General features: G+C 50.8%; 18 protein-coding genes. 13 read left to right on the forward strand and 5 right to left on the reverse strand.

The window, feature by feature from the left end:
* The first annotated feature begins 27 nt into the window (after positions 1 to 27).
* A complete protein-coding gene (locus FDX14_RS10510) occupies positions 28 to 294 on the forward strand; it encodes a hypothetical protein (protein WP_042311152.1) in 267 nt (88 codons plus the stop codon).
* A 73-nt stretch (positions 295 to 367) separates the two neighbouring features.
* Here FDX14_RS10510 and FDX14_RS10515 read toward each other — a convergent pair whose 3' ends face one another.
* The 5 genes from FDX14_RS10515 to FDX14_RS10535 are packed head-to-tail and all read right to left on the reverse strand — an operon-like array spanning position 368 to position 6,992.
* Positions 368 to 2,302 (reverse strand): EAL domain-containing protein, encoded by a 1,935-nt coding sequence (locus FDX14_RS10515; RefSeq protein WP_137349482.1) that lies wholly within the window; start codon positions 2,300 to 2,302, stop codon positions 368 to 370.
* A 9-nt stretch (positions 2,303 to 2,311) separates the two neighbouring features.
* Positions 2,312 to 3,001, reverse strand: a complete 690-nt coding sequence (gene lapG / locus FDX14_RS10520; protein WP_061382549.1) for a cysteine protease LapG — start codon at positions 2,999 to 3,001, stop codon at positions 2,312 to 2,314.
* 5 nt (positions 3,002 to 3,006) lie between these two features.
* Positions 3,007 to 3,900, reverse strand: a complete 894-nt coding sequence (locus FDX14_RS10525; RefSeq protein WP_061382346.1) for a transporter substrate-binding domain-containing protein — start codon at positions 3,898 to 3,900, stop codon at positions 3,007 to 3,009.
* Positions 3,884 to 4,807, reverse strand: a complete 924-nt coding sequence (locus FDX14_RS10530) for an amino acid ABC transporter substrate-binding protein (RefSeq protein ID WP_042310646.1) — start codon at positions 4,805 to 4,807, stop codon at positions 3,884 to 3,886. Before FDX14_RS10530 ends, FDX14_RS10525 begins: the two co-directional genes overlap by 17 nt.
* Positions 4,800 to 6,992, reverse strand: coding sequence for a putative bifunctional diguanylate cyclase/phosphodiesterase (locus tag FDX14_RS10535; protein ID WP_137349483.1), 2,193 nt, complete (start codon positions 6,990 to 6,992; stop codon positions 4,800 to 4,802). The genes FDX14_RS10530 and FDX14_RS10535 overlap by 8 nt, the downstream gene beginning before the upstream one ends.
* Positions 6,993 to 7,601: 609 nt before the next feature.
* On the opposite strand from FDX14_RS10535, the gene FDX14_RS10540 reads away from it, so the two are divergent.
* From FDX14_RS10540 to FDX14_RS10595, 12 genes are all read left to right on the forward strand, one after another.
* On the forward strand, positions 7,602 to 9,794 hold the full coding sequence (locus FDX14_RS10540) for a sensor domain-containing phosphodiesterase (protein WP_137349484.1): 2,193 nt from the start codon (positions 7,602 to 7,604) through the stop codon (positions 9,792 to 9,794).
* A gap of 61 nt (positions 9,795 to 9,855) precedes the next feature.
* Entirely contained in the window at positions 9,856 to 11,946 is a 2,091-nt protein-coding gene (locus FDX14_RS10545; RefSeq protein ID WP_137349485.1) for a methyl-accepting chemotaxis protein, read from the forward strand.
* Complete coding sequence (locus FDX14_RS10550; protein WP_079226074.1) at positions 11,943 to 13,010, forward strand: chemotaxis protein CheB; 1,068 nt, start codon at positions 11,943 to 11,945, stop codon at positions 13,008 to 13,010. Before FDX14_RS10545 ends, FDX14_RS10550 begins: the two co-directional genes overlap by 4 nt.
* Positions 13,007 to 14,419 carry a CheR family methyltransferase gene (locus FDX14_RS10555; RefSeq protein WP_137349486.1) on the forward strand — a complete coding sequence of 471 codons (1,413 nt, stop codon included), beginning with the start codon at positions 13,007 to 13,009 and terminating at the stop codon, positions 14,417 to 14,419. Before FDX14_RS10550 ends, FDX14_RS10555 begins: the two co-directional genes overlap by 4 nt.
* A gap of 11 nt (positions 14,420 to 14,430) precedes the next feature.
* Positions 14,431 to 16,563, forward strand: coding sequence for a hybrid sensor histidine kinase/response regulator (locus FDX14_RS10560; RefSeq protein WP_137349487.1), 2,133 nt, complete (start codon positions 14,431 to 14,433; stop codon positions 16,561 to 16,563).
* Positions 16,564 to 16,585: 22 nt separating this feature from the next.
* Positions 16,586 to 16,948, forward strand: a complete 363-nt coding sequence (locus FDX14_RS10565) for a response regulator (protein ID WP_042310631.1) — start codon at positions 16,586 to 16,588, stop codon at positions 16,946 to 16,948.
* Complete coding sequence (locus FDX14_RS10570; RefSeq protein WP_252182525.1) at positions 16,914 to 18,638, forward strand: diguanylate cyclase; 1,725 nt, start codon at positions 16,914 to 16,916, stop codon at positions 18,636 to 18,638. Before FDX14_RS10565 ends, FDX14_RS10570 begins: the two co-directional genes overlap by 35 nt.
* 12 nt (positions 18,639 to 18,650) lie before the next feature.
* On the forward strand, positions 18,651 to 19,175 hold the full coding sequence (locus tag FDX14_RS10575; protein WP_137349488.1) for a chemotaxis protein CheW: 525 nt from the start codon (positions 18,651 to 18,653) through the stop codon (positions 19,173 to 19,175).
* Complete coding sequence (locus FDX14_RS10580; protein WP_042310626.1) at positions 19,159 to 19,518, forward strand: hypothetical protein; 360 nt, start codon at positions 19,159 to 19,161, stop codon at positions 19,516 to 19,518. The genes FDX14_RS10575 and FDX14_RS10580 overlap by 17 nt, the downstream gene beginning before the upstream one ends.
* Positions 19,519 to 19,808: 290 nt before the next feature.
* Positions 19,809 to 20,528, forward strand: coding sequence for a nucleoside recognition domain-containing protein (locus FDX14_RS10585; RefSeq protein ID WP_042310623.1), 720 nt, complete (start codon positions 19,809 to 19,811; stop codon positions 20,526 to 20,528).
* Entirely contained in the window at positions 20,525 to 20,989 is a 465-nt protein-coding gene (locus tag FDX14_RS10590) for a YjiG family protein (protein WP_042310622.1), read from the forward strand. Before FDX14_RS10585 ends, FDX14_RS10590 begins: the two co-directional genes overlap by 4 nt.
* A gap of 12 nt (positions 20,990 to 21,001) precedes the next feature.
* Positions 21,002 to 22,117: a M20 family metallopeptidase gene (locus tag FDX14_RS10595; RefSeq protein ID WP_137349489.1), complete on the forward strand. Its 1,116-nt coding sequence runs from the start codon at positions 21,002 to 21,004 to the stop codon at positions 22,115 to 22,117.
* Positions 22,118 to 22,130 lie beyond the last annotated feature (13 nt).

Genomic DNA, 22,130 nt, shown 5'->3' on the forward strand with positions numbered 1-22,130 from the left:
AGGGTATACGAAATGAAAGACACTGATATGAATTCTGGACCACACGCGCAGGCAGCAGGCGCTGGTAAAAATGCTGAAAATGACACCCAACAGACGTTAGAGATGCTGCAAAAAAGCGACCTGGAGATGGTCCGCGTGCTCGACGATCTGATTTACCTGCTGATTCGTAAAGGCGTGATTGCCATTACCGATCTTCCGCCGATGGCGCAGGTTAAATTAATGAATCGCGCGAACGCGCGTCAGGAACTCGGTGGACTGGAACAACTGCTTGGTAGTGATGACCGCATTTTTTAGCTGATGCAGGCAGCCGGCTTGTAGGCCGGATAAGCGAAGCGCCATCCGGCGATATACAGGCTGCCTGCTGTTATCACAACGGTGCGGGTTCACCTAATAATTGACCCATTGCGCCATCAATCCCTAACTCCTGCAGTACCTTAAGCTCGCCTTGTGTTTCAACACGTTCGGCGATGAGTGGCAAATCAATACTGCGCGTGGCGCTGCACAACACTTCAATAAACAAACGTTTGTCGTTTTCTTCATCAATATTACGGATATAGCTGCTGTCGATTTTCAGATAAGCAAGCCCCCACTGCGACAGATGACCGATCATGTTGAAGCGACTGCCGAAGTGTTGCAGACCGAGCGCGCAGCGATGCTGGCTTACAGCTTTGACAAATGCTGCCATCTGATGTGGCCCAGGAAGCTGATTTTCATCCAATTCCAGAATCAGCTGGGTGGCTATACGCGGTGCATAGCGCAGCGGATTGAGCAGGTCAGCAATGGCGTTTGCGCTGGCGACAGAACTGCCTGAAATACTCAGCGCTAATTTCCCCGGCGCAGTTTTTAGTTGGTTCAGCGTCAGTTTCAGCATCACTTTATCGAGGCGATGGCTCCAGCCAAAGCGGTGGATCCACGGCAGGAAACGACCGGCGGTAATGGTATTGCCCTGTTCGTCAATAATGCGCGACAGCACTTTGTAATGCAGGATTTTGTCGGGCGAGCGGCAATCCACAACGGGTTGATAAACCAACTGGAATTGCTGATTTTCCAGCGCATGCTCGAGGCGAACAAACCACAAATGCTGATCTTCGGTAGCCGCTGGCACCTCGGTGGTGGGTACCACCTGATGATCGGTATGTGTTTCTGCTTCCACCAGCAGGCGATCGGCCTGGATCAGCAATGACTGCGCGTTATCTCCGGCGCTGAATGGCACCATGCTGGTATAGGCGACCGGCTGTTGGTCTGACATACCGGTGGCATAAAAGGCCGTCAGTTTCTGACACAGCGAATTGCCCATGTCCAGCATTTCACCGTGCGTAACCCCCGGACATAGCAGGGCGAACTCGCCGCCGCGAATGCGGGCGAGGGTGCTGTCGAGAGAGGCATATTTTTCTTTATGCGCGTCCAGCAGGTTAGCGATGTTGAGCAACAGCTTATCGGTATGCGGTCCGCCAAAACGCTGATTCAGACCGCCTAAATCCTGAACGCGAACCAGCATCAGATACCCTGGCGCCGTATCGGCATCACTTAGCCGCGCCTGAAACTGCATATCGAACGCGCGGCGGTTAGCAATTCCGGTCTGGCTGTCGAGATAAGCTTCATTGTGCAGACGTTCGCTATAGACAGCTTGCTCTTCAAATAACGACTTGAGCTTTGCTGCCATCAAATTCATGGCGTTAACGACACGGCGTAATTCCGGCGTTTTTGGCAGTTCCTGTAGCGTCAGAAACTCGCGGCGGGCAATGGCTTCTGATTGTTTTGCCAGATAATTGAGCGGGCGCAGCAGTTTGCGCAGCAGCAGAATGCCAGCGATTAAACAGGCGAGACTACAGGACAGCATCCACAACAGATTGCCTAAGGTATTGTCCCACAGACGCTGTACGGCAAAGATCGGATCGCTGGTCACTTCTACGCGAGCGGCCTGCTGCCAGCCGCGCATAATTGTTGCCTCGCCGGTTTGCGGAGTCACATCCACCAGATTAACAAACCAGCCGGGAACATCGGGAATTGACGCCGCCGCGCGGCGCTCAAGCATCGTTTTACCGTTTTGCAGATCGACAATACGGATTTTTTTGTAGTAACCGCTGTCGAAAATGGAGCTAACCATTAGCTCGATCATCGCCGGATCGTTGACGTTGGGCGTCAGCGAAACGCCCAGCGCAGTTGCTGCATCCTGGGCATGTGAAAGGAGTTGGTTATTGGACTGATCGCGAGAGCTTTCTAACGTCACGATAAAATTGCCGCTAAACACAACCATCATAAAGAGAGAGATTGTCAGGAGTAACTGTTTAAAAAGAGACACAGGTGATTCCTATTTATCCATCGGGAAGCCCTCTTCCCGCATTTTGATGAAAACTTGCTGCCAGCGAGAAAGTCTCTTGCTGTCCCCAACGCGCTTATTGTTCTGATTGCCCGGAAGCCAAAGGCCAGTGTTGTTAAAGGAGTACACGGGTAATAAATCCATACGCTGCGTAGCTGGTGAAATGGTATTGGTCAGGCTGTCGAGTATCAGAGGAATTGCTTCAGGCGTGAGGTACCAGGCCAGTACCATATGCGCCCGGTTATAACGCAGGGCCTTAACATAAGTGATGCGTAGTTTGTCTTCGGAGATGCCCAACTGGCGGAGAGTGAAATATTTAGCGATCGCGTAGTCTTCGCAATCCGCTTCGCCTTTGCGCAGTGATTCAATGGGGGTTGCCCAGTAATCCACGTCATGCCAGGCGTCAATATCTTCGGTATAACGGAGCTTATCGTTAAAAAATTGGTTTACGGCGTGTAATTGTGTTTGTTCGTCTGCATTACGCAACTGGAGCAACACCTGCTGCCAGGCGTTGATCCGCCGTTGCGCTTGCGGACTCGCGGGACCGTAAAGCGCGTCGGATTTCTGCTGGATGCTGGCAAAATCCCAGGCGGCGCGCAGCGAATGGACCGTCAATAGTAACAGCAGCACCCCAGGGATTTTCCACAGGCGCAGCAAGCGGTGGTGTAACGAGCGGCTGATAGTGTTCAATTATTATGCTGACAGCTGGCTGGCGACAGGATTTTCATCTTTTCGCAGGCCCAGGGAGACAGCCACTTTTTGCGTAACTGCGCGTTGATCGGTGAGGCGAAGAAATCTTTCAGCGTGCTGTTTACAAACGTCACGAACTGCGGATCGTTTTTCCTCATCATAATGGCATAGTGCATATCATTGCCGATGCTCTGTGCCGACACGCTGAACAGTTCCGGTTGCTCGCTATCCTTAATTAACGGCCAGGCCAGCACATCATCAAGGAATAAGGCGGCGGCTTCATTATGCGCCATCTTGTCAAACGCACCGTTTATCGTGGTGGTAGTAATTGTCGAAATATTAAGATGCTGCTCTCTGTTGGTTTTATTAAACTCCAGCAAATCTTTTGAGCTTCCTGGCAGGCTTACCGTGCGGCCTTTAAGGTCGTCAATCGAGTGGATATTATTTTTACGTAACGCAATGATGCGCATTTTTGCGATGTAATAGTTGAGAGAAAATGAGACGCTGGACATCCGCTCCGGCGCATTGGTATTTACGCTACAGTCCATATCAATTTTGCGCGTGTTTAATGCGGTAAAGCGTTCCCCAAAGCTCACGGGAATATAATGAATAGTTAAGCTGTTGAGCTTAAGATACTGGCGCAACTTATCGGCAATTATGTTACATACCGCAATGGTATAACCCGTGACCTTGCCATTGTGGTCGGTAAATGAAAACGGCGGCAACTGGCGATAGCCCACGTTTAGCACGCTGCTGTTTTGAATATGGTCGAGCGTCGCGGCGTTTTGCTGCGCCATCAGCGCAGGAGAGATGACGATACCTGCCAGTAGGAGCAGCCATTGCACCTTACGTTTCACCCTTGCCATCTCACGATTAATTATATTTTTCATAATCAAAACTGATCTTCTTTTTAGCAGCTGTTAGTGCTTTCAGGTTATCTGACATGGGAATGTTTAAATTAATGGCTTTTGGCGGAATCGGTGACTGAAACCATTTATTGTACAGCGCAGTAAATTCGTTGCTGGTCATCAGAGAGGAGAGTGCATCATCAACAAACTCTTTAAATTCTTTATCATGTAACGGGAGCAACAGTCCTGCCGGAAGGGGGGCGCTGAGCGCGATATCGGAAAGCGCATAATCTTCAGGGTTTGGCGTTTGTGCAATCATCCCTTTAAGTAATACCGTGCTGGAGATCAGCGCTGAATACTCACCGTTCTTCAGTTCGTTGAAGGCCGTAATATTATTGGTGTCGAGTTGAATATTAATATCCAGATCATTCGCGGCATTCACTTTTTGCAGTTGCTCAACGTAAATCGTACCGCTTTTTACCAGTACGCTATGTCCGGAAAGTTCAGCCAGGTTATCGTTGCTTTCGGTTTTTCGCATCACAAAGCGGGTGCTCGAAAAGTAAAACGGCAGGGAGAACTCGCTCATGCTGTGCCGGCTTTGTGAATAAAAGGCAGGTATACACATGATGTCTGCCATGTGGTTTTTAATCAGCACAAACTGCGATGCTGAATTGGCTTTTACCCACTCTATTTTTAGGTTTTTTAGCTGAAGCTTTGTCTTGAGCGCGCTGACGATACTGTTGCAGATATCAATGGAGTAGCCCGCAGGGGTATTTCCATTTTGCCAGGAGAAGGGAAACGCATCATCCTGATAGCCAAGGGTAATGGTTTTCTTGCTGGCGATTTGTTCAAGCGTATGCAGTTGCTTATCTGCCATGCATGGCGTGGCCACTGCCAGCAGTACAACCATCATGAGCAGGCGTTTTGTCAGGCGAAAGATGTCAGGCATTGCTCAGACCTTCTTCAATAGCCTCTTCGGCAAACGCGGAAAGCACCTCACGTTCGCGAAGCGGGTAGCTAAAGAAATAGCCCTGAACATTCTGACACTCTATGTCGCGCAGGATGTCGCGCTGTTGCGCGGTCTCTACCCCTTCCGCGGTGACCGACATATTGTACTTATGGGCAAACTGAATCAGCATCACAATCAAATACTGGCTGGCATTATCCTGCTGCAGTTTATCGACCAACGTGCGGGCGATCTTGATGCGGGTGAAAGGGTAGATCAGCAGATAATCCAGCGCCGCATACCCAGTACCCAGATCGTCCATGGCAATTTCGATACCCATAGCGCGGATCTCTTGCAGTACAGGTAAGGCGATTGATCTATCCAGTTTCTCGGATTCGGTAATTTCTATTTCAAGGCGTTCTGCCGCGAGTTGGCTGATGCGTAAGGCGTCTTTGATCACATCAACCAGCCCCGGACTGTGCAACTGGTAGGCCGATATATTGATGGCAATTCTGGTGCGCTCCGGCCATTTAGCCGCCGCTTCACAGGACTGACGAATAATCCATTCACCTAAACGCACAATCAGGCCGGAACTTTCGGCTATGTTGATAAAATAATCTGGATAAATCAGTCCCTTGGTGGGGTGATTCCAGCGGATCAGCGATTCATAGCCATACACGCTTTCATCTGCCAGGTTTATGATTGGCTGGTAGTGAAGTTCGAACTCCTTGTTATCAATACCATCAATGATTTCCTGATTAATAAACAGGCTGTGGGTCTGCTTCATCACCATGCCGTCTTCAAAGAAATGGAAGCAGCCGCGGCCATGATGCTTAGAGGCATACATAGCAAGATCGGCATTGATCATCAGCGTCGAGGTATTGTTGCCCTGATATGGCGCGGTGGTGATACCGATGCTACAGCTGATGGAAAAAGTATGCGTGCTCCAGGTGAATGGGGTACTCAGCGCACGAATAATGCGTTTTGCCAGACGATTCGCCTCTCTGATGGCATTGTCGCTGACATGTTGCAGGATGGCGAACTCATCACCGCCCAGACGTGCCGCGATGTCGTTGGGTCCCAGCAATAACTGCAGACGCTGGGCAACGCTGATTAACAACTCATCTCCGGCTTTATGGCCGAAGGTATCGTTGACTGGCTTGAAATTATCGAGGTCAATCAACAGCAGGTTGAACGGTTTTTCATCCAGATGAATTTCATTGACGCGCTTATCTAACGCCTGACCAAATGAAACGCGGTTGGGTAGGCCGGTCAGCGAATCATGATGGGCCATATGCTCCATCTTTTGCGACATTTCATGCATGCGTTGTAGATAACCGCGCTCTTTCATCGCGACGCGCAATTTTTCAATCGCTCCTGCAAGATGCCCAATCTCATCGTCCTGATCAAGATAGGGGGTAATGCAGTCGGTCTCCTCATGGGCAATGCGGGTGAGGGAGTTGATCAGCAGTGGAACCGGACGGAATAAACGACGCATAAACATCGTAACTAATGCCAACGTCACCAGCATAATCAGGATGAAAATGATGCAGCTCTTTTTCAGCATTGCATCGTAGGTGGCGTATAAATCGCTTTTTTTACCGATGCTACTTATCAGGCTCCCGAGGATCTCACCGGAAGGCGTCAAAATTGGCACGGCGCTGATAAAACACTCTTCGCCATTAATCTGGGCGAAACCAACATAGTAATTGACCAGCACATCGCGCGGCAGACGACCAGAGAAGGAAATAATTCCTTCGCCATTTTCAGACTTGTTGTTAATCCCAACATACCCTTTTTCCGGCGTATAGAGAAACAGCCAGGTGGGGCTGTGCGTCTGCACGGATGCCAACGCCAGGACGTCTACCGGGTTATAACCGGTTTGCAGAATGGAGTCGGTGTCGCCAAGTTGTCTGTCGGAGACGATGCGGGAGATCTGCCCGGCATCGCTGGTTTCAACCGAAACGGTAGTGTACACGCTGCGAATGATATAGGTCATAATCTGTGCATTCGCCTCAGCGCGCTGCACCCACTGCTGATAAGAAAAGTTGTCTATCAGGCTCCAGTTGGTAAAGGCGCCTGCGCTAAAAGCAATAACGATACCCACCAGCAAAAATTGCGTTATTTTGCCAGTGATGGAATGTTGCCACCCTTTTATTGCTTTAAGGGAAAACAGAGACTTTGCCACGGATTATGTTAATTCCTGAATTGATTAGGCGATGCTAAATTTATTTCTGCTATTTCTTAATGGAATGTTATTGTTGCAAATAAGTAGATGAATGATGTGAAACGCAATGACGTAACAAATAACTAACATTGAACCAGCGTGAGTAATGGCAACAATAACGGTATGCGAATATAGATAACGCTGTGCTTTTCGTCAACAGGTAAAAATGTTCATAAAAATACATTTTTCATTATGCCTCTTCCAGGATATTAATGTTGACATTAAAACGACAAGGAGTGTTTTTTGTTTGAACTGGTTGGAGGTGTGGTGAAGTCATCAGTAAGGTGTGGTTTTTATATTTAGCATCAATGAATTAGCTGTGCTATTAAGTGTGTGTACTGTAGTTTCATCCCGCCGGGATGTCCATTTTTGTCTATTAATGAGTATTTATTTCCTGATCTGATATGAATAAGATGCTCGCTTCAATATAGAGCCTAACTTTATTTTCTCAGTGCGCGGTCAATGTTGACAATTTTGCTATGGTTCAGCGACTGACCCAAAAGGATTTGTTTGTGACATTCGAGTCTGGATTAAAGTCCTATTGGTATAGTGCATAGCGGATAAATTGATTTGGACGCGATAATAAATACTAACACAGCAAAAAGCATTCAAAAATGGTGCCTGCCACTTGCTTTGCCTGGCCTGTTATATCCACTGGCACAATATCTTAACGGTTATTGTCTTCTCAATAATAATATTTTAACAGTTTACGATCTCAAACTCGCCGTATTTTCCGCCGCATTGGTTCTGTTTGGTTTTCGGGTATTGCCGGGATTTATTCTGTTTCTCGCGTTGATGTTCGTAGTGGGGCCACAAAGCGAGCGGGTGGATGCGCTGTGCCTGGTTATGGCCTCAACCTTTAGCTATGCCGCTTATCGCAACGTTACGGGCACACGCAGCTGCGCCAGTTTTGGCCGTATAAAAATCAGCCTGAGCCGCCTGATTTGGCTATGCGGCTTCAACATCCTGCTCTATCTGTTATTCAGCAGGATTTTTGCCGTGTTCGTCACCCATGGCCATCGCCCGGATGTGGACAATATCCCAGTTATGAGCCTGGAGATGCTGGTACGTATTCAGGGGATCATCAACGGTTGCCTGACGGGCATCCCCTTTTTCTACAAAATTTATCGCATCATTCGTCGACCGTCTTACCTGTTGACCTTTATCAGAGCAATTGTCTTTCAGTGTAAAGGGAATATCACCGCCTTTGGCGTCAGTATCTGGTGTATTTTGCTGATTTCACTGATGTTCTGTTTGACGTCACCACACAGTCCGAACATCTTTTTTTCTTTCTATAGCCTGATCCTGTTATTTCCATTGATGCTGTGGGGGGCGATTAAGATTGGTCACTCGTTCACCATGCTGGTGTGGACAGTCGTACTGATTATTTTAGGCAAACATAACGACAGCTATATCGCCAGCGACATCAATTTCATGCTGCATCAGGCGCTGGTTTCCACCCTTATTTTTGTCTTTTCACTCACCATTGTGATCATGGGAGCGCTGGCAAAATTTACCCGCCAGCGGTTTAACCAGGTCCTGCTGTTGGGTCTGACTGACCCGATGACGGGTATGGCGAACCTGCGTGCTCTGAAGACGGAGTTGTTTACCACTGAGGGGGCGACGGTATGCCTGATACAGATCCCCGAGCTGGAGCTCTTTTCGCGCCGCTATGGTTTTCATTTTCGCGCCCGCTACCAAAAGATCCTTGCTGAGCATCTCAGAAGTCATCTGATCAAAAGCGAGAAGGTCTATTATCACGCGGGTTATGATCTGCTTATCCGCCTGGAGAATGGGTCCTGGGAGCGGTTATGCGACCTGTACCAGGCAGCTAATAGTTTTCGCCTCTTCTACAACAACCGCCGGCTGGGTTTTCGCAGTGGTTTGGGCTATTGCCTGATTAACGAGCATAGCGATGACATCTACCAGCTGGTGGGTAAGCTCGGCATGGTAGCTGGTTTATCTCTGACCAACGGCAGGCCGGAAAATCTCGAAGCGCAGCATAGTCGGGTCCTTGGCAACCACATCGTTGATAAAACAGAAATCCGCACCGCATTGCAAAATGCGCTGGATAATAATGCCTTCGTTCTGATGGCCCAGCCGATAGTCAGTACCCGTGGCGAAGCGCCATATCATGAAATATTGATCCGTATGCTCAACGAACGGGGGGAATTTATTCCACCAAACAGCTTTCTGCCGGTTGCCCATGATGCGGGGCTGGCGCCGGATATCGATCTGTGGGTTATCGAAAACACCCTAAAGTTCATGCGCACCCATCCGCAGCGCTGTTTTGCCATTAACCTGGCACCAGTAACGGTGTGTCGTTCAAATATTGTCACCAGAATTACTCAGCTTCTGCACGATTACGCTGTGGAGCCGCAGCGGATTATTTTTGAGATAACCGAAGCGGATACGTTATCAGATAAAGAACAAACCGTGGAAACCCTGAGCTTAATACGTCAGCTGGGATGCCGCGTGGCGATTGATGATTTTGGTACCGGATTTGCCAGTCATGCGCGCTTGATGAATATCGAAGCAGACATCCTGAAAATAGATGGATCTTTTATTCGCCGGATCACCGAAAGCGAGATCAGCTACTACATCGTCGAGTCATTCTGCCGTGTCGCTGAAATGAAAAATATGCAGGTGGTCGCTGAATTTGTCGAAAACGCCAATATTCAGGCATGTCTGGAAAAAATGAATGTTGGGTGGTTACAGGGATATCACATTGGCAAACCTACACCATTGCTCACGTTGGAATAGCAGGGCGCTAACGCCTTATGGCCAAAAAAAGTAATTTCTTCTCAGGTAGAGAATAAAAATCATGAGTGACATTAGTAAAGTGAAGAATCGAACGGCGGGCGCTGCCGGTATGGGACCGCGCGCCCGACTGCTCTCATGGCTGCACAATATCCATCCCGGTGTGGCCATGAAGCTCGGAATGATTCTAGTTTTTTGTATTGCAACGCTGCTGATTGGTGCCTCTTTTATATTATCTTCTTACCTTTCCCGGGAATTACAGGCTAATGCCCTGGAGATGATTAAAACCAACACACGTATTTTCCACAATAGTATTTCTAATGAATTCCAGCGCGTCACCCGCGATGCGGAGCATTACAGCAACGTTTATATTAATAATTACCAAAACGTTGCCGATAAGCCGCTGCGTTATATGGATGCAACTGAATTAAAAGCGGTATTGAGCAATCCTAATACGAACGCGCATTTCACCGAATTAACCAGCGTATTTGCCAGCACATTTATTCTGCAAGGCGAGCAGTTTGTGCGCGTTAGCAGCACGTTATTGGCAAGCTCTGGCAATACGGCTACCGCAACGGCATTGGGGCACGATAACCCAGCATTGCAGCTACTGCTGAAAAACAAACCATTTTCGGGTGTGGTCACGCTGTTTGGAAAGCAGTTTATTAGCCACTATGAGCCGATAGCCGATAAATATGGTCAGGTCGTTGGCGCGGTTGCGGTGGGATTCGATGTTAAACAAAGTCTGCAACCGATCATTCAGCGTTTGTTGAATGTGCATATTGGTAAAGAGGGTTACGCCTACGTGCTGGATGCCGGATTCGAACCGGGTCGTATGTTGGTCCATCCATCGTTGAGCAATCAACAGGCGATCAATATCACCGATGCCAATGGCTATAAGCTGTTTGCCGATATCCTCGAACATAAAAATGGCATCACTTACTACAACTGGGTAAGTCGCTACGGTACGCCGCCGAGGACCAAGGTTGCCGTCTATGAATATATCGACGGGATCGACTGGATTATTGCCACCACCAGCTACGTTGATGATGTATCCAGAAGCAGTAACCTGGTACGCAATGGCCTGTTGCTGTTCACGGCTTTTCTGTTACCGGTCATTTTAGTGTTGATTGCCGTTGCCAGTCGTTTTCTGATTTCACGCCGTTTAAACCGCGTACTCGGGATTGCGCAGACCATCGCAAAAGGAGATTTAACGGTTGATGTTGAGATCGATCATCACGATGAAATAGGTGAACTGCTGAGCGCGGTAGAGATGATGCGTCAGCGTCTGCACTCGCTGGTCGGCGATATGGTTTCTCACGCGGATTCGGTACACCAGGCTTCACTGCATATTACCGAAGCGGTAGATGGTCAGGCGTCAACCAGCGTGGAAACGTCATCCTCGGTGGCCGAGATTACCTCCACGATGGAAGAGTTATCGGCTTCATCGACACAGATTGCTGAGCACTCGCGGGCGGTAGTGGATATTGCCAACCAGACGCTCGAGGATTGCAATAAAGGTTCAGAGTCGATGTCACAATTGCTGATGCGGATGACGGATATTGATACCGATAATCAGCAAAACATGCGTGAAATTATGATGCTCGGCAATAAGTCGACGGAAATCAGTCGCGTGATGGTGATCATCAATAGCGTTGCCGATCAAACGAAACTTATCGCCTTTAACGCCGCGCTGGAGGCCGCCAGCGCAGGAGAAGCCGGTAAGCGTTTCTCGGTGGTGGCGGCTGAAATTCGTCGTCTGGCCGACTCCGTGACGGAATCGACGGTTGAGATCGAGAACAAGATCAGCGAGATCCAAAACGCGATCAATCGTCTGGTGCTGAACGCGGAGAAAGGTGGCGAGAGCATTAAAGCGGGAGCCAGAGCTTGTAAAGTCAGCGCTGAACATCTGAACGACATCGTCGTTACCGCCGAGCAAACTTCCACGGCGGCGCTACAAATTTCACTATCGACCCAGCAGCAGAAAACGGCGAGCAATCAGGTGGTCATGGCGCTGCGTGAGATCGTGGTGGCCAGTAACTATACCTCGCAATCGATCAAAGACATTTTGGTTGTCAGTCAGGATATGACGCAACTGTCGAAAGCACTGAAAGAAGCGTCGACGTCATTCACCTTGACGGAAACGGATGCATGAACAGCGGCAATATACGGGTGCTGATCCTTGACCTGGACAGCGCATCGCGTAATGAACTGGTCAGGCAACTGGAAGATCATCCGCACATTAAAGTGGTGGGGCAAGCCGCCCATCGCAGACAAGCGATGAGATTATTACAACAGCTGATGCCCGATCTGCTGATTCTGACGCTGGATACCTCAAGCCCCGATAACGTCGAGGTTGTGGAAACGATCATGGCGACCAGCGCTATTCCCATCCTTGTGATGCGGTTTTGCCCAGAGAAACAATGGGATGATGATTATATTTCCCGTGGGGCGCTGGCGGTGCTGCACCATAGCAGCGATTTCCCGCTCTCGACCGATGCGCTGCATCGCAAAGTGGAATTGTTGGTCGGTGTGAAAGTGATTCGTCATATCAAGGGATTACGCCACCCAACCGAACCGGTCATGCCCGCCGCGCGCCCGACGATGGACACAGTAAAGACACCGCAGGACTGGCCTTTTGTGCTGGCGATTGCCTGTTCGACGGGGGGGCCTCAGGCACTGAGCAAGCTATTACAGGATCTCCCCGGTACGTTTCCATGCCCGGTGCTCATTGCCCAACATATTGCCGATGGCTTCGCAAAAAATATGGTGCACTGGCTGGACAGCGTGACCGAACTGAAGGTGCGGCTGGCGCAGGAAGACGATCGGGTCGAAGCAGGGTACGTCTATATTTTACCGCCGGAACAGCACCTGATCGTCAAAAGCAATCAACGCCTGGCGGCAATCCCCAGACAGGAAAGCGATGTCTATCATCCCAGTTGCAATCTGTTGCTGGAGTCGGTGGCTGAGGTGTTTCGTGAAAAGGCCGTCGGGCTGATTATGACGGGTATGGGTAGCGATGGTTGTCGCGGCATTGAGCTTATTTTCCGCCGGGGAGGAAGAACGCTGGCGCAGGATGAAGAAAGCTCGGTGGTGTTCGGTATGAATAAGAACGCGATCGACAGGCAACTGATACACCGCACGATCCCTCTGGACGGTCTCGCGAAGGTGCTGCTATCGATGGCCTTTCACGGGCATTTTGAGAGTAAATTGCCATGATCCCCAATCTTCCTGATTACGCCCGCCTGATCAAAGACCGGGTGGGTTTGCATTTTGATAATGCAATGGAAGCGTTGCTGAAATCGGCGTTGAGTCGGCGTATGGCTGAACGGAATATCATTGATTGTTATGAATATTATGAGCAACTGCGTATTTCGCAGGACGAGTTCGATAACGTCATTACGCTAATTACTATTAACGAAACCTATTTTTTCCGCGAAAACGAGACGCTGGATTTGATCTGCGATAAGTGGGTCCCGCGTCTGCTGCAACAGCGCAGCGGCCCGGTGCGTATTCTCAGCGCCGGATGCTCTTCCGGAGAAGAAGCCTATTCGCTGGCGATTAAACTGCATGAGAAATATCCGGGCGAAATGGCTCAGCGGATTGAAATTTACGGTTGTGATATTGACCCGGTAATCCTGGCAAAAGCCAGAAATGCCAGCTATTCAAGCTACTCGTTTCGCGGCGTCGACCCAGACATTCAGCAGCGCTATTTTACCCGCTCAGGAAACCTCTACCGACTGCATGATGCGATCCGTGAGAAAGTCTCGTTTCACCGCACCAACATTATAAAAGAGCAGCTGTTGCCGGAAGTGGACATCATTTTGCTGCGTAACGTGTCTATCTATTTCGACACGCCAACGCGTCGTGAACTGCACGGTAATTTGTCGAAAATGCTCCAGCCTCAGGGGGCCTTATTTTTTGGCAACGCGGAAACGTTGGCCAACAATTTCGACATTCTGAAGCTAGAGCAGGAAGAGGGCATTTTTTATTTTTGCCACCATCGTGAACCGCCAACAATCGTACCGGTACCCAGGGTAGCGGTACGCGCTCCGCAGCCGAGAGCGGTAGTGGAGTATGAACCTTCCATGCCCATGGCTCAGCAAAATGATGACTGGCTAAAAAAGGCTCGTGCCTGTCTCGATGAAAAATGTTTTTCAGAGGCTGAAACGTGCATCGCCCACGTACTACGCGACGATCCCCGTAACCCGGATGCGTTGCTGATTCAGGGCGTCATTGCCCTTGAGCAGCGTGAATTTTCTCAGACCGCCGGAAATGCGCAGAAGATCCTCGCTCAGGATGAGTGGTCGGCAGAGGCCAAAATGCTGCTCGGCCTGGCGATGATGTGGCAGCGTCAGACGCAGCAGGCTATCGCCTGGTTTAAACAGGTGGTTTATCAGGAGCCTGGTTACTGGCCGGCGCACTATTATCTGGCCGAAATGTACCGTCAAAGCGAGTTAAGTCAGCCTGCGCAGCGTACGTATCGCGTGGTGATGCAACTGCTGAACGACGAAATGAACAACCCATCTGCGGTTTGTCGTCTGCGTTTGCCGATGGTGTTTCCTGGCAATACGTTTCGTTTTCTTTGTGAACATCAACTGGCGCAATTTGCCCACCGAAGTGGCTAATAAGAGCGATTATGGCTATCGATCTGAAAAAATTCGTTCTGCGCTTTATTGATGAAGGGAGAGGTCATTTGCAGACGATCAGCGAAGGGGCGTTCCTCCTCTCCGCTGATGAACATACTGAAGCCTGGATAGGTGAGATGTTTCGCGCCGCGCATACCCTGAAAGGGGGCGCGCGGATGCTGAAACTGCAAAGTATCGCTGATGTCACTCATCATCTTGAAGATGTATTAAGTGAGCTACGCGATAACAAACTGACGCCGGACAGGGCGCTGGGTAATCTGATTCATGAGTCCGTGGAATATCTTTCGGGCCAGTTGACCCAGCTTTTTGTCAGCGAGGGCGATAATCAGTTGCCACCGGCGGATGCCGGGCTATGCGAACGCCTGGCATCCGCCAGCCGGGGAGAAACCGTTACTGTGGCGCAGGAGTCGCCAGCGGCTACGGACAAACCTGGTGTTTCGGCTTCTGCCGCAGCCCCCTCCCTGGACTCCGGTATCAAGCAGGCCGATTTCGTACGAGTTAAGCTGAACAAGCTAGACGGCCTGATCGACATCCTCGGGGAAGTGCTCGCCGGACATGATCGCCTTGAACAGCAGATCCAAAACCTGAGTCAGTTGGTCCCCCGATTGCCGGGCCTGAGCGCCGAGCAGCTTCGCCAGCAGATCCATGATTTCAGCGCTCAACTAAAAGAAAGCGTTCAGCTCCAGCATTTGCAGATGTTTGAACTGTACGACGTGGCGGCGCGGATCCGCATGCTTCCGCTATCGACGCTGTTTGAGCCGATCTCCTTACAGGTCAGTGAACTGGCTTCCACGCTGAACAAACAGGTGGTGTGCCGCTTCGTCGGCGGTGAAGTGGAAATCGACCGCCAGCTCATTGACCGGCTATCGGAATCGCTGACGCATTTGCTGCGTAACGCGGTCGATCACGGCATTGGCGAGATCGACGAACGCCTGGCGCTGGGTAAATCGACCCGTGGCACCATTACCATCACCACTCAACAGGACGGCAGCGGAATATTACTGCGCATTGAAGATGACGGTCGCGGTCTCAACTATGAGGCCATCAGCGCGAAGGCGGTCAGCAAAGGCCTGGTTCCCGCATCGATGGCGGGACAACTCTCCGAGCAGGAGTGTAATGAGCTGATTTTTCATCCCGGCTTTTCCACCAGCAAGATAGTCTCTGAGCTGTCGGGGCGCGGTGTGGGTCTTGATGTGGTGCGCAAAACGGTGGTGACCGACCTGCAAGGTGATTTGCAGGTATACAGTCGCCCGGGCGTCGGAACCAGCTTTAGCCTGCGCCTGCCTGTCTCGCTCACGATGATGCGAATTATGCAATTTGAAGAGCAGGGACACCTGTTCGGACTGGCGGCACAGTATGTGGTTGAGGTGGTGGAGTGTACTGCGCAGGGGATTAGCGAAATCGCCGGGCGACCAGCCATTATTTTGCATAACGAGTTTATTCCCGTGGTTTGCGCAGGCGCTCTGCTGGGCATTCACGATCGCCAGGGCAATCTCTCATCGGCAGGACAACGTTTAATCGTCGTGCAGAACCAGTACAGCAAAATGGCGCTGCGGGTAGATAAGCTGCTCGATGAACGCAAGATGATGATCAAACCGTTACCAAAGCATATGCAGCAGCAGTCGCTGGTCTCCGGGATGGTACAGACGCCGGATAACCAACTGGTCAGCATTCTGCAAGTGCCTGCGCTGATGGCGATGGCGCAACAATCAAGGCAAACCAGCGCTCCGGCGCCCGCGTCGAGCGTGGCGCAAGATGCCTGGCACGTGCTGGTAGTTGATGATTCCCTCAATACCCGCGAGATAGAAAAAAATGTGCTGGAGGCGCATGGCTATCAGGTCACGTTGGCTGAAGATGGGCTGTCAGGGCTGCAAAAAGCGAAACTGACCCAATTCGATGCCGTACTGACGGATGTCGAAATGCCGTTTATGGATGGTTTTACCTTCACCAAATCGTTGCGTGCAGAGAAAAATTACCAGCACACGCCAATCATTATCGTGACCTCCCGCGCGAAGGAAGAAGACCGACGACGGGGCATTCAGGTAGGGGCGGACGCCTACATCGCCAAAGGCGATTTCGAGCAGGACAGTTTAATAAAAACATTAAAAATGCTTTTGTGCTGATGGCGCAAAATCGAGAGAGAAGATGCGAATTTTATTAGTGGATGATGATCTTTTTGCGGCTGAGCTGGCCTCTATTTTTTTACAGATGGATGGCTACGACGTGGTGATTGTGGAAGGCGCTATTTCTGCCCTGGCGTGCCTGGATTCGGATAAAAACATCGACCTGGTGATTAGCGATCTGCATATGCCTGAGATCAGTGGTCTGGATTTGTTGGCGCTGTTACGCGCTCAGGCCTGGTCTAAGCCCTTTATATTACTCAGTGCAAACGAAGTGACGGCCAGCGATCTCCTGTATGACCGGTGGGTAAAAAAAGATGAAAACCTGGCGGAAAATCTGGGGGCGGCAGTGAATGCGCTCCTGCTACCGTCCGTGGTCACTGAATAAGCTTGGGCGTTTGATGAAACCAGAAAATAAGCACATAGCCATAGCGGCGGCGCAGGAAAAAATAGCGCGTCTGCGTCAGGGATTTTTACGTCGCATCCCCGATATGCTGGCACAGGCAGAAAGACTGCTCGTTCAATTGGTCGCTGAACCCAGCGAAGCTTGTCGTAAGCAATTGCATATTCTGCTGCACAGTATTCACGGTTCGGCGGGGTCCTTTGGTTTTAGCCCGCTGGCGAATGCCTCAGCAGAAGGTGAGCGTTTACTAACAGAATCGGAATCAGAGCAAAGCATACTGCATTATGATGAGCTGCGGCGAATTATCCGCTGGTTGTATACCCTCACCCAGGAGCAGCTCAATCTTGAACATCGTATTAGCGATACGGAGTTCACCTTGCCTGTTTCCTCCCGGCGCCCGGAAGAGGGATATGTCCGGCGGGCCAGCAAGCCTATCTACCTGTGTGATGATGATGTCGACCAGGTGGAGTTGCTTGCCACCCAGTTGCGCTGTTTCGGCTTTACCTGTCATGTATTCGCCAATACTGAGGATTTTACGCAAGCTGTACTGGCACAACCGCCAGCCGTGGTGATTATGGATGTCAGCTTTCCGGACAACGCCTACGGTGGGCCGTTGACGATGGCGGATCTAAAGCAGAAAGTGGGTAAACCTTTCCCGGTTCTATTTCTCTCCTGCCACAGCGATTTTAACGCCCGTATCAATGCCATTAAATCCGGCTGTGATGGCTACTACGTGAAACCGGCTTCTATCACTGATTTGGTACAGGAACTACACCGCCTGACGCAGCCTTCGCTGAAAAAACCGTATCAGGTGCTGTTGATCGATGATGAACCCGCGGTGGCGGAATACAACGCTGAAAGGCTGCGCATGGCGGGAATGGAGGTACATGTGCTGGAGAAACCTCACTATTTACTACATGTGCTGAACGCGCAGCCTATCGATCTGGTGCTGATGGACTACCATATGCCGGAATTTAGCGGTGAGGAATTAACAAAACTTATTCGTCAGATACCACAGCATATTGGTTTGCCGATCGCCTATCTCTCCAGCGAGACCAACAAGCATGCGCAGCTTGGGGCAATGAGCATCGGTGCGGAGGATTTTATTCTCAAACAAGCCGATCCCGAGGAGCTCATCCGTGCCGTGTCTATCCGTGCCGAAAGAATGCGCGCCCTGCGTGCGCGTATGTCGCAGGACAGTCTGAGTGGGTTATATAACCACTCAACGACAACCCATTTTCTGAAAAGCGCGATTGCCGAGTCGAATTACAGCGGTAATCCGTTCTGCATGGTGATGGTGGATCTGGATCATTTCAAAAGCATTAACGACACCTACGGTCACGCGGTTGGCGACCAGGTGATTGTTGGCATTTCGCAGCTGTTTTCCCATCGCTTACGCAGCACCGATATCGTGGGGCGTTACGGGGGCGAAGAGTTTGTCATCATTATGCCCAACACCAGTAGCGAAAAGGCGGCACGGGTGGTCGAACGATTGCGCAGGGACTATGAACAGGTCACCTTCGCCGTCAATGACGCCAGTTTTCACAGTACCTTTAGCGCAGGCATCGCACAGTGGCAGTTTGGCGATCGTGTTGAAACGCTGCGCGAACGCGCCGACCAGGCGCTGTATGCCGCGAAGCAAAATGGCCGTAACACCTTCTGCATTGCTGAGTAAAAAGGAGAAATCATGAGCCAACAGCTGGAGCAAATTCTCGCCCTAAATCACGGTGAAAAGCCGGAGTGTGAAAATGTGGATGAGCCGCAGCGAACGCTGGTGCTATTTCAACTGGCGGGTAAGAATTTTGCTTTCTATGGGGCGCAGATAAAAGAGATCCTCGCGGAGCGTCCTATATCCTGGGTTCCCTGCTGTGCGCCGATGCTGGAAGGCGTCATCAACTACCGTGGACGTGTAGAGTCGGTGATGAGGCTGGACAGCCTCATCGATAAACCAGCCGTTAACCCGGCAGGTAAACGCACTATCCTGATTGGCTGCGCCGAGAAAATGCAAAGCGGGATCCTGATCGACAAACTGATTGATGTGCTGGAAGTCGCCGAAAGCCAAATCCACTTGCCGGGAGACTCGCTGCCTCCGGCACTGCAAACTATCGCAGTGGGGGTGGTTAATGTGGCGGAAACCTGGTTCACGCTGCTCGATCTGAATCTGGTTTTTGCGCGTTATCAGGAGACCAGTGGTTATGACGGCTCCCATTAATCTGGCTGCGGTGCGTATTACCCTCGGAACGCTCAATTTTTATATTCCGGCAAACCAGGTCGGGCGCTGTTCGCTGGTGACGCGGGTTGCGCCGGAAATCCCGCGTTTAAGCCAGTGGCTGGGCATTGCCGATGAGCCGCAACAGGGCAGACATTTGCATCTGTTTGTCCCGGATAGCGGCGTTGAAACCGGCTGGTACCTGTGGGGACAACTGGAGAATGTCATCTTACCTGGCGACACCATTTTTGCCGTACCACCGCTTCTGGCGCGCAACTGTCATCTACCTGCGCTACGTGCATTGGTGGGCAGCGAAGCCTTCAGCCCGTTGTTAAGCTGGCGATAGGCTAATGGTGTTATAAATCTATTTTACCGCGGCATGAAATAGTTTAGCTGTAAATATTTTTGTTTATCTTTTTTAATGCCGCTCACCTTCCTGTTGTGATATTTACGCTTCATTACATAAATAATGATTAATTTAAATGTCAGCATGATGGCTTTAATTAAATAGCAAGCGCAGGCCCGTCACATTTTTAAATATTTCTATTTGGTTCGCGTCGTGGAAATGATTTAAATCACTTTATTTATTCTTTGTTTATTCAAAATGTCCGGGTGATTCTCCACGATAACAAGGAAATGGATATGAGTTTACCCTCCCAGGATAATAAGGTAGGACCCGGGGCTTATTTTGCTCTGGCATTTGCCGCAGTATTTTTCTCTGGATTACTCGGCGGAAAAGAATGGTACGGTGTATTTGATTTCACCACTCTGAATGGCGCATTTGGCAGGGTTGTCAGTAAAGTGAGTCTTGAAGGCGATACCCTGACGACCGCAACCAGCGCATTTCGTGGTACCGGTGGTCATGGTGCTATGGATGGCTTTCTTTTCGCGCTGGGATTAATCCCCGCAGTAATGTTTGCCTTGGGCATGATTAATGTGTTGGAACACTACGGCGCGCTGCGTGCGGCGCGGCGCCTGTTGACCCCATTATTGCGTCCGCTGATGGGGATCCCTGGAAATACCGGTCTGGCGTTGATTGGCAGCTTGCAGAGTACGGACGTTGGCGCATCGCTTACCCGTAACCTGGCCGATGAAGGTGAAATTACAGAAAACGAAAAGGACATTTTTGCTATGTTCCAGTTTTCTGCCGGGGCCATGATCACTAACTTTTTCTCTTCCGGCGCAATCCTGTTCACCCTGATGGCAGTGGATGGTACCCCGGCGGTACCCGCGTCCATTGGCGCGTGTGTGGCCGTGATGTTCATCATGAAAATTGTTGGCGCCAACATGATGCGCCTGATCCTGACTTTCACCAATAAAAAAGCCCAATCAACTGTTCCGGGAGAAGCATCATGAGTGCGCCAACCTCTAATCCTGTTATTACCGATGTATTTGTCGAAGGTGCGCGTAAAGGCTGGAACATCGCCACCACCAGCACGCTGCCAAACGTGGTGATGGCCTTTGTCATCATCAAGGCGCTGGAGATTACCGGGGCGCTGAAAGGGCTTGGCATGATATTCGCTCCGCTGATGGGACTTTTTGGCCTGCCAGGTGAAGCCGCAGCGGTACTGATTGGCGGCTGGATGTCGATGGGCGGAGGTATTGGCGTTGCGATTGGTCTGTTTGATAAAGGCATTCTGACCGGTGAACACCTGGCTATCCTGGCGCCGGCAATTTATTTGATGGGCTCCCAGGTGCAGTACCTGGGACGCATTCTGGGGGTTATTGGCACCAGCGCTAAACGTATTCCCCTGATGATTGTTATCTCCGTTTTGAACGCTTTTTTAGCGATGCTGCTGATGCGCATTATTCTCTGATAAGGAAATACCATGGATTTGGAAAAATACATTGATGAACTGCAAACGCTGGTCAACGTAGACTGTGGAACACAAACGGTCGCGGGGGTAGCCCAGGTTGCCGCGGTGGTGCGTGAACTCTGGCAGCAGGAAGAAGGCTGGCAAACGGAGCTGGTAGATTTAGGCAATGCTGTGGGCCCGGCCTTGCTGGTGACCAATAAGCCCCAGGCGACGCAGTATGATGTACTGCTGGTAGGTCATCTGGATACCGTTTTCCCGGTGGGAACCGTAGCTGAACGTCCAATGAGCCGCGATGAAAGCCGTCTTTACGGGCCGGGCGTTTCCGATATGAAAAGCGGTTTACTGAATATCCTCTGGGCGATGCGCACACTGCCGGCGGAGCATCTGCAACGTTTATCTATCGCGGTGGCGATGAATCCGGATGAAGAGACCGGCAGCGTTCACTCCAGTATGTGGATTAGCGAACTGGCGAAGCGGTCGCGTTGCGTGCTGGTCTGTGAAGCTGCCCGGGCTGACGGTTCGCTGGTGAAAGCGCGAAAAGGGGTCGGCGGCTATCAATTGACGTTTGACGGCGTGGCGGCGCATGCCGGGAATGAACCAGAAAAAGGGCGTTCTGCCATTACCGCTTTTGCCAACAGTGTGCTGGCCATTAACGCATTGACCGATATGACCCGCGGAACCACGCTAAACGTCGGTGTGGTGCAGGGGGGAAGCGCGGCGAACGTCGTGGCGGCAAAGCTACACGCGGAACTGGATGTGCGTTTTTGGGAAAATGAAGAGTATGAGCGCGTGCACAAGTCGCTACAGTCGCTGTGTCAGCAAGGTTTCCTTGATGGCGTGACCACCACGCTGACCCGCGTAAGTCATAAACCCGCGATGGCGGCGAGCGAAGAGACACAACGCCTGATGGCGCTGGTTGAACGGGCCGGGAAAGAAGAGGGAATTTCGGTTACCTGGCAGGCCGTGGGTGGTGGTAGCGATGCCAACCTGACGGCGGCGTTAGGTATTCCAACACTGGACGGGCTAGGGCCTGTCGGTGCAGGTTTTCACAGTGCCGATGAGTGGCTTGATATTGCCTCAATTGAACCGCGGATCCGTTTATTAAATCGTATTCTCACGATGTTGTAGTTTTCGGAGAATA

The organism is Citrobacter sp. wls710 (assembly GCF_005281115.1).
In the GTDB taxonomy this organism is placed as follows: Bacteria; Pseudomonadota; Gammaproteobacteria; order Enterobacterales; family Enterobacteriaceae; genus Citrobacter; species Citrobacter werkmanii.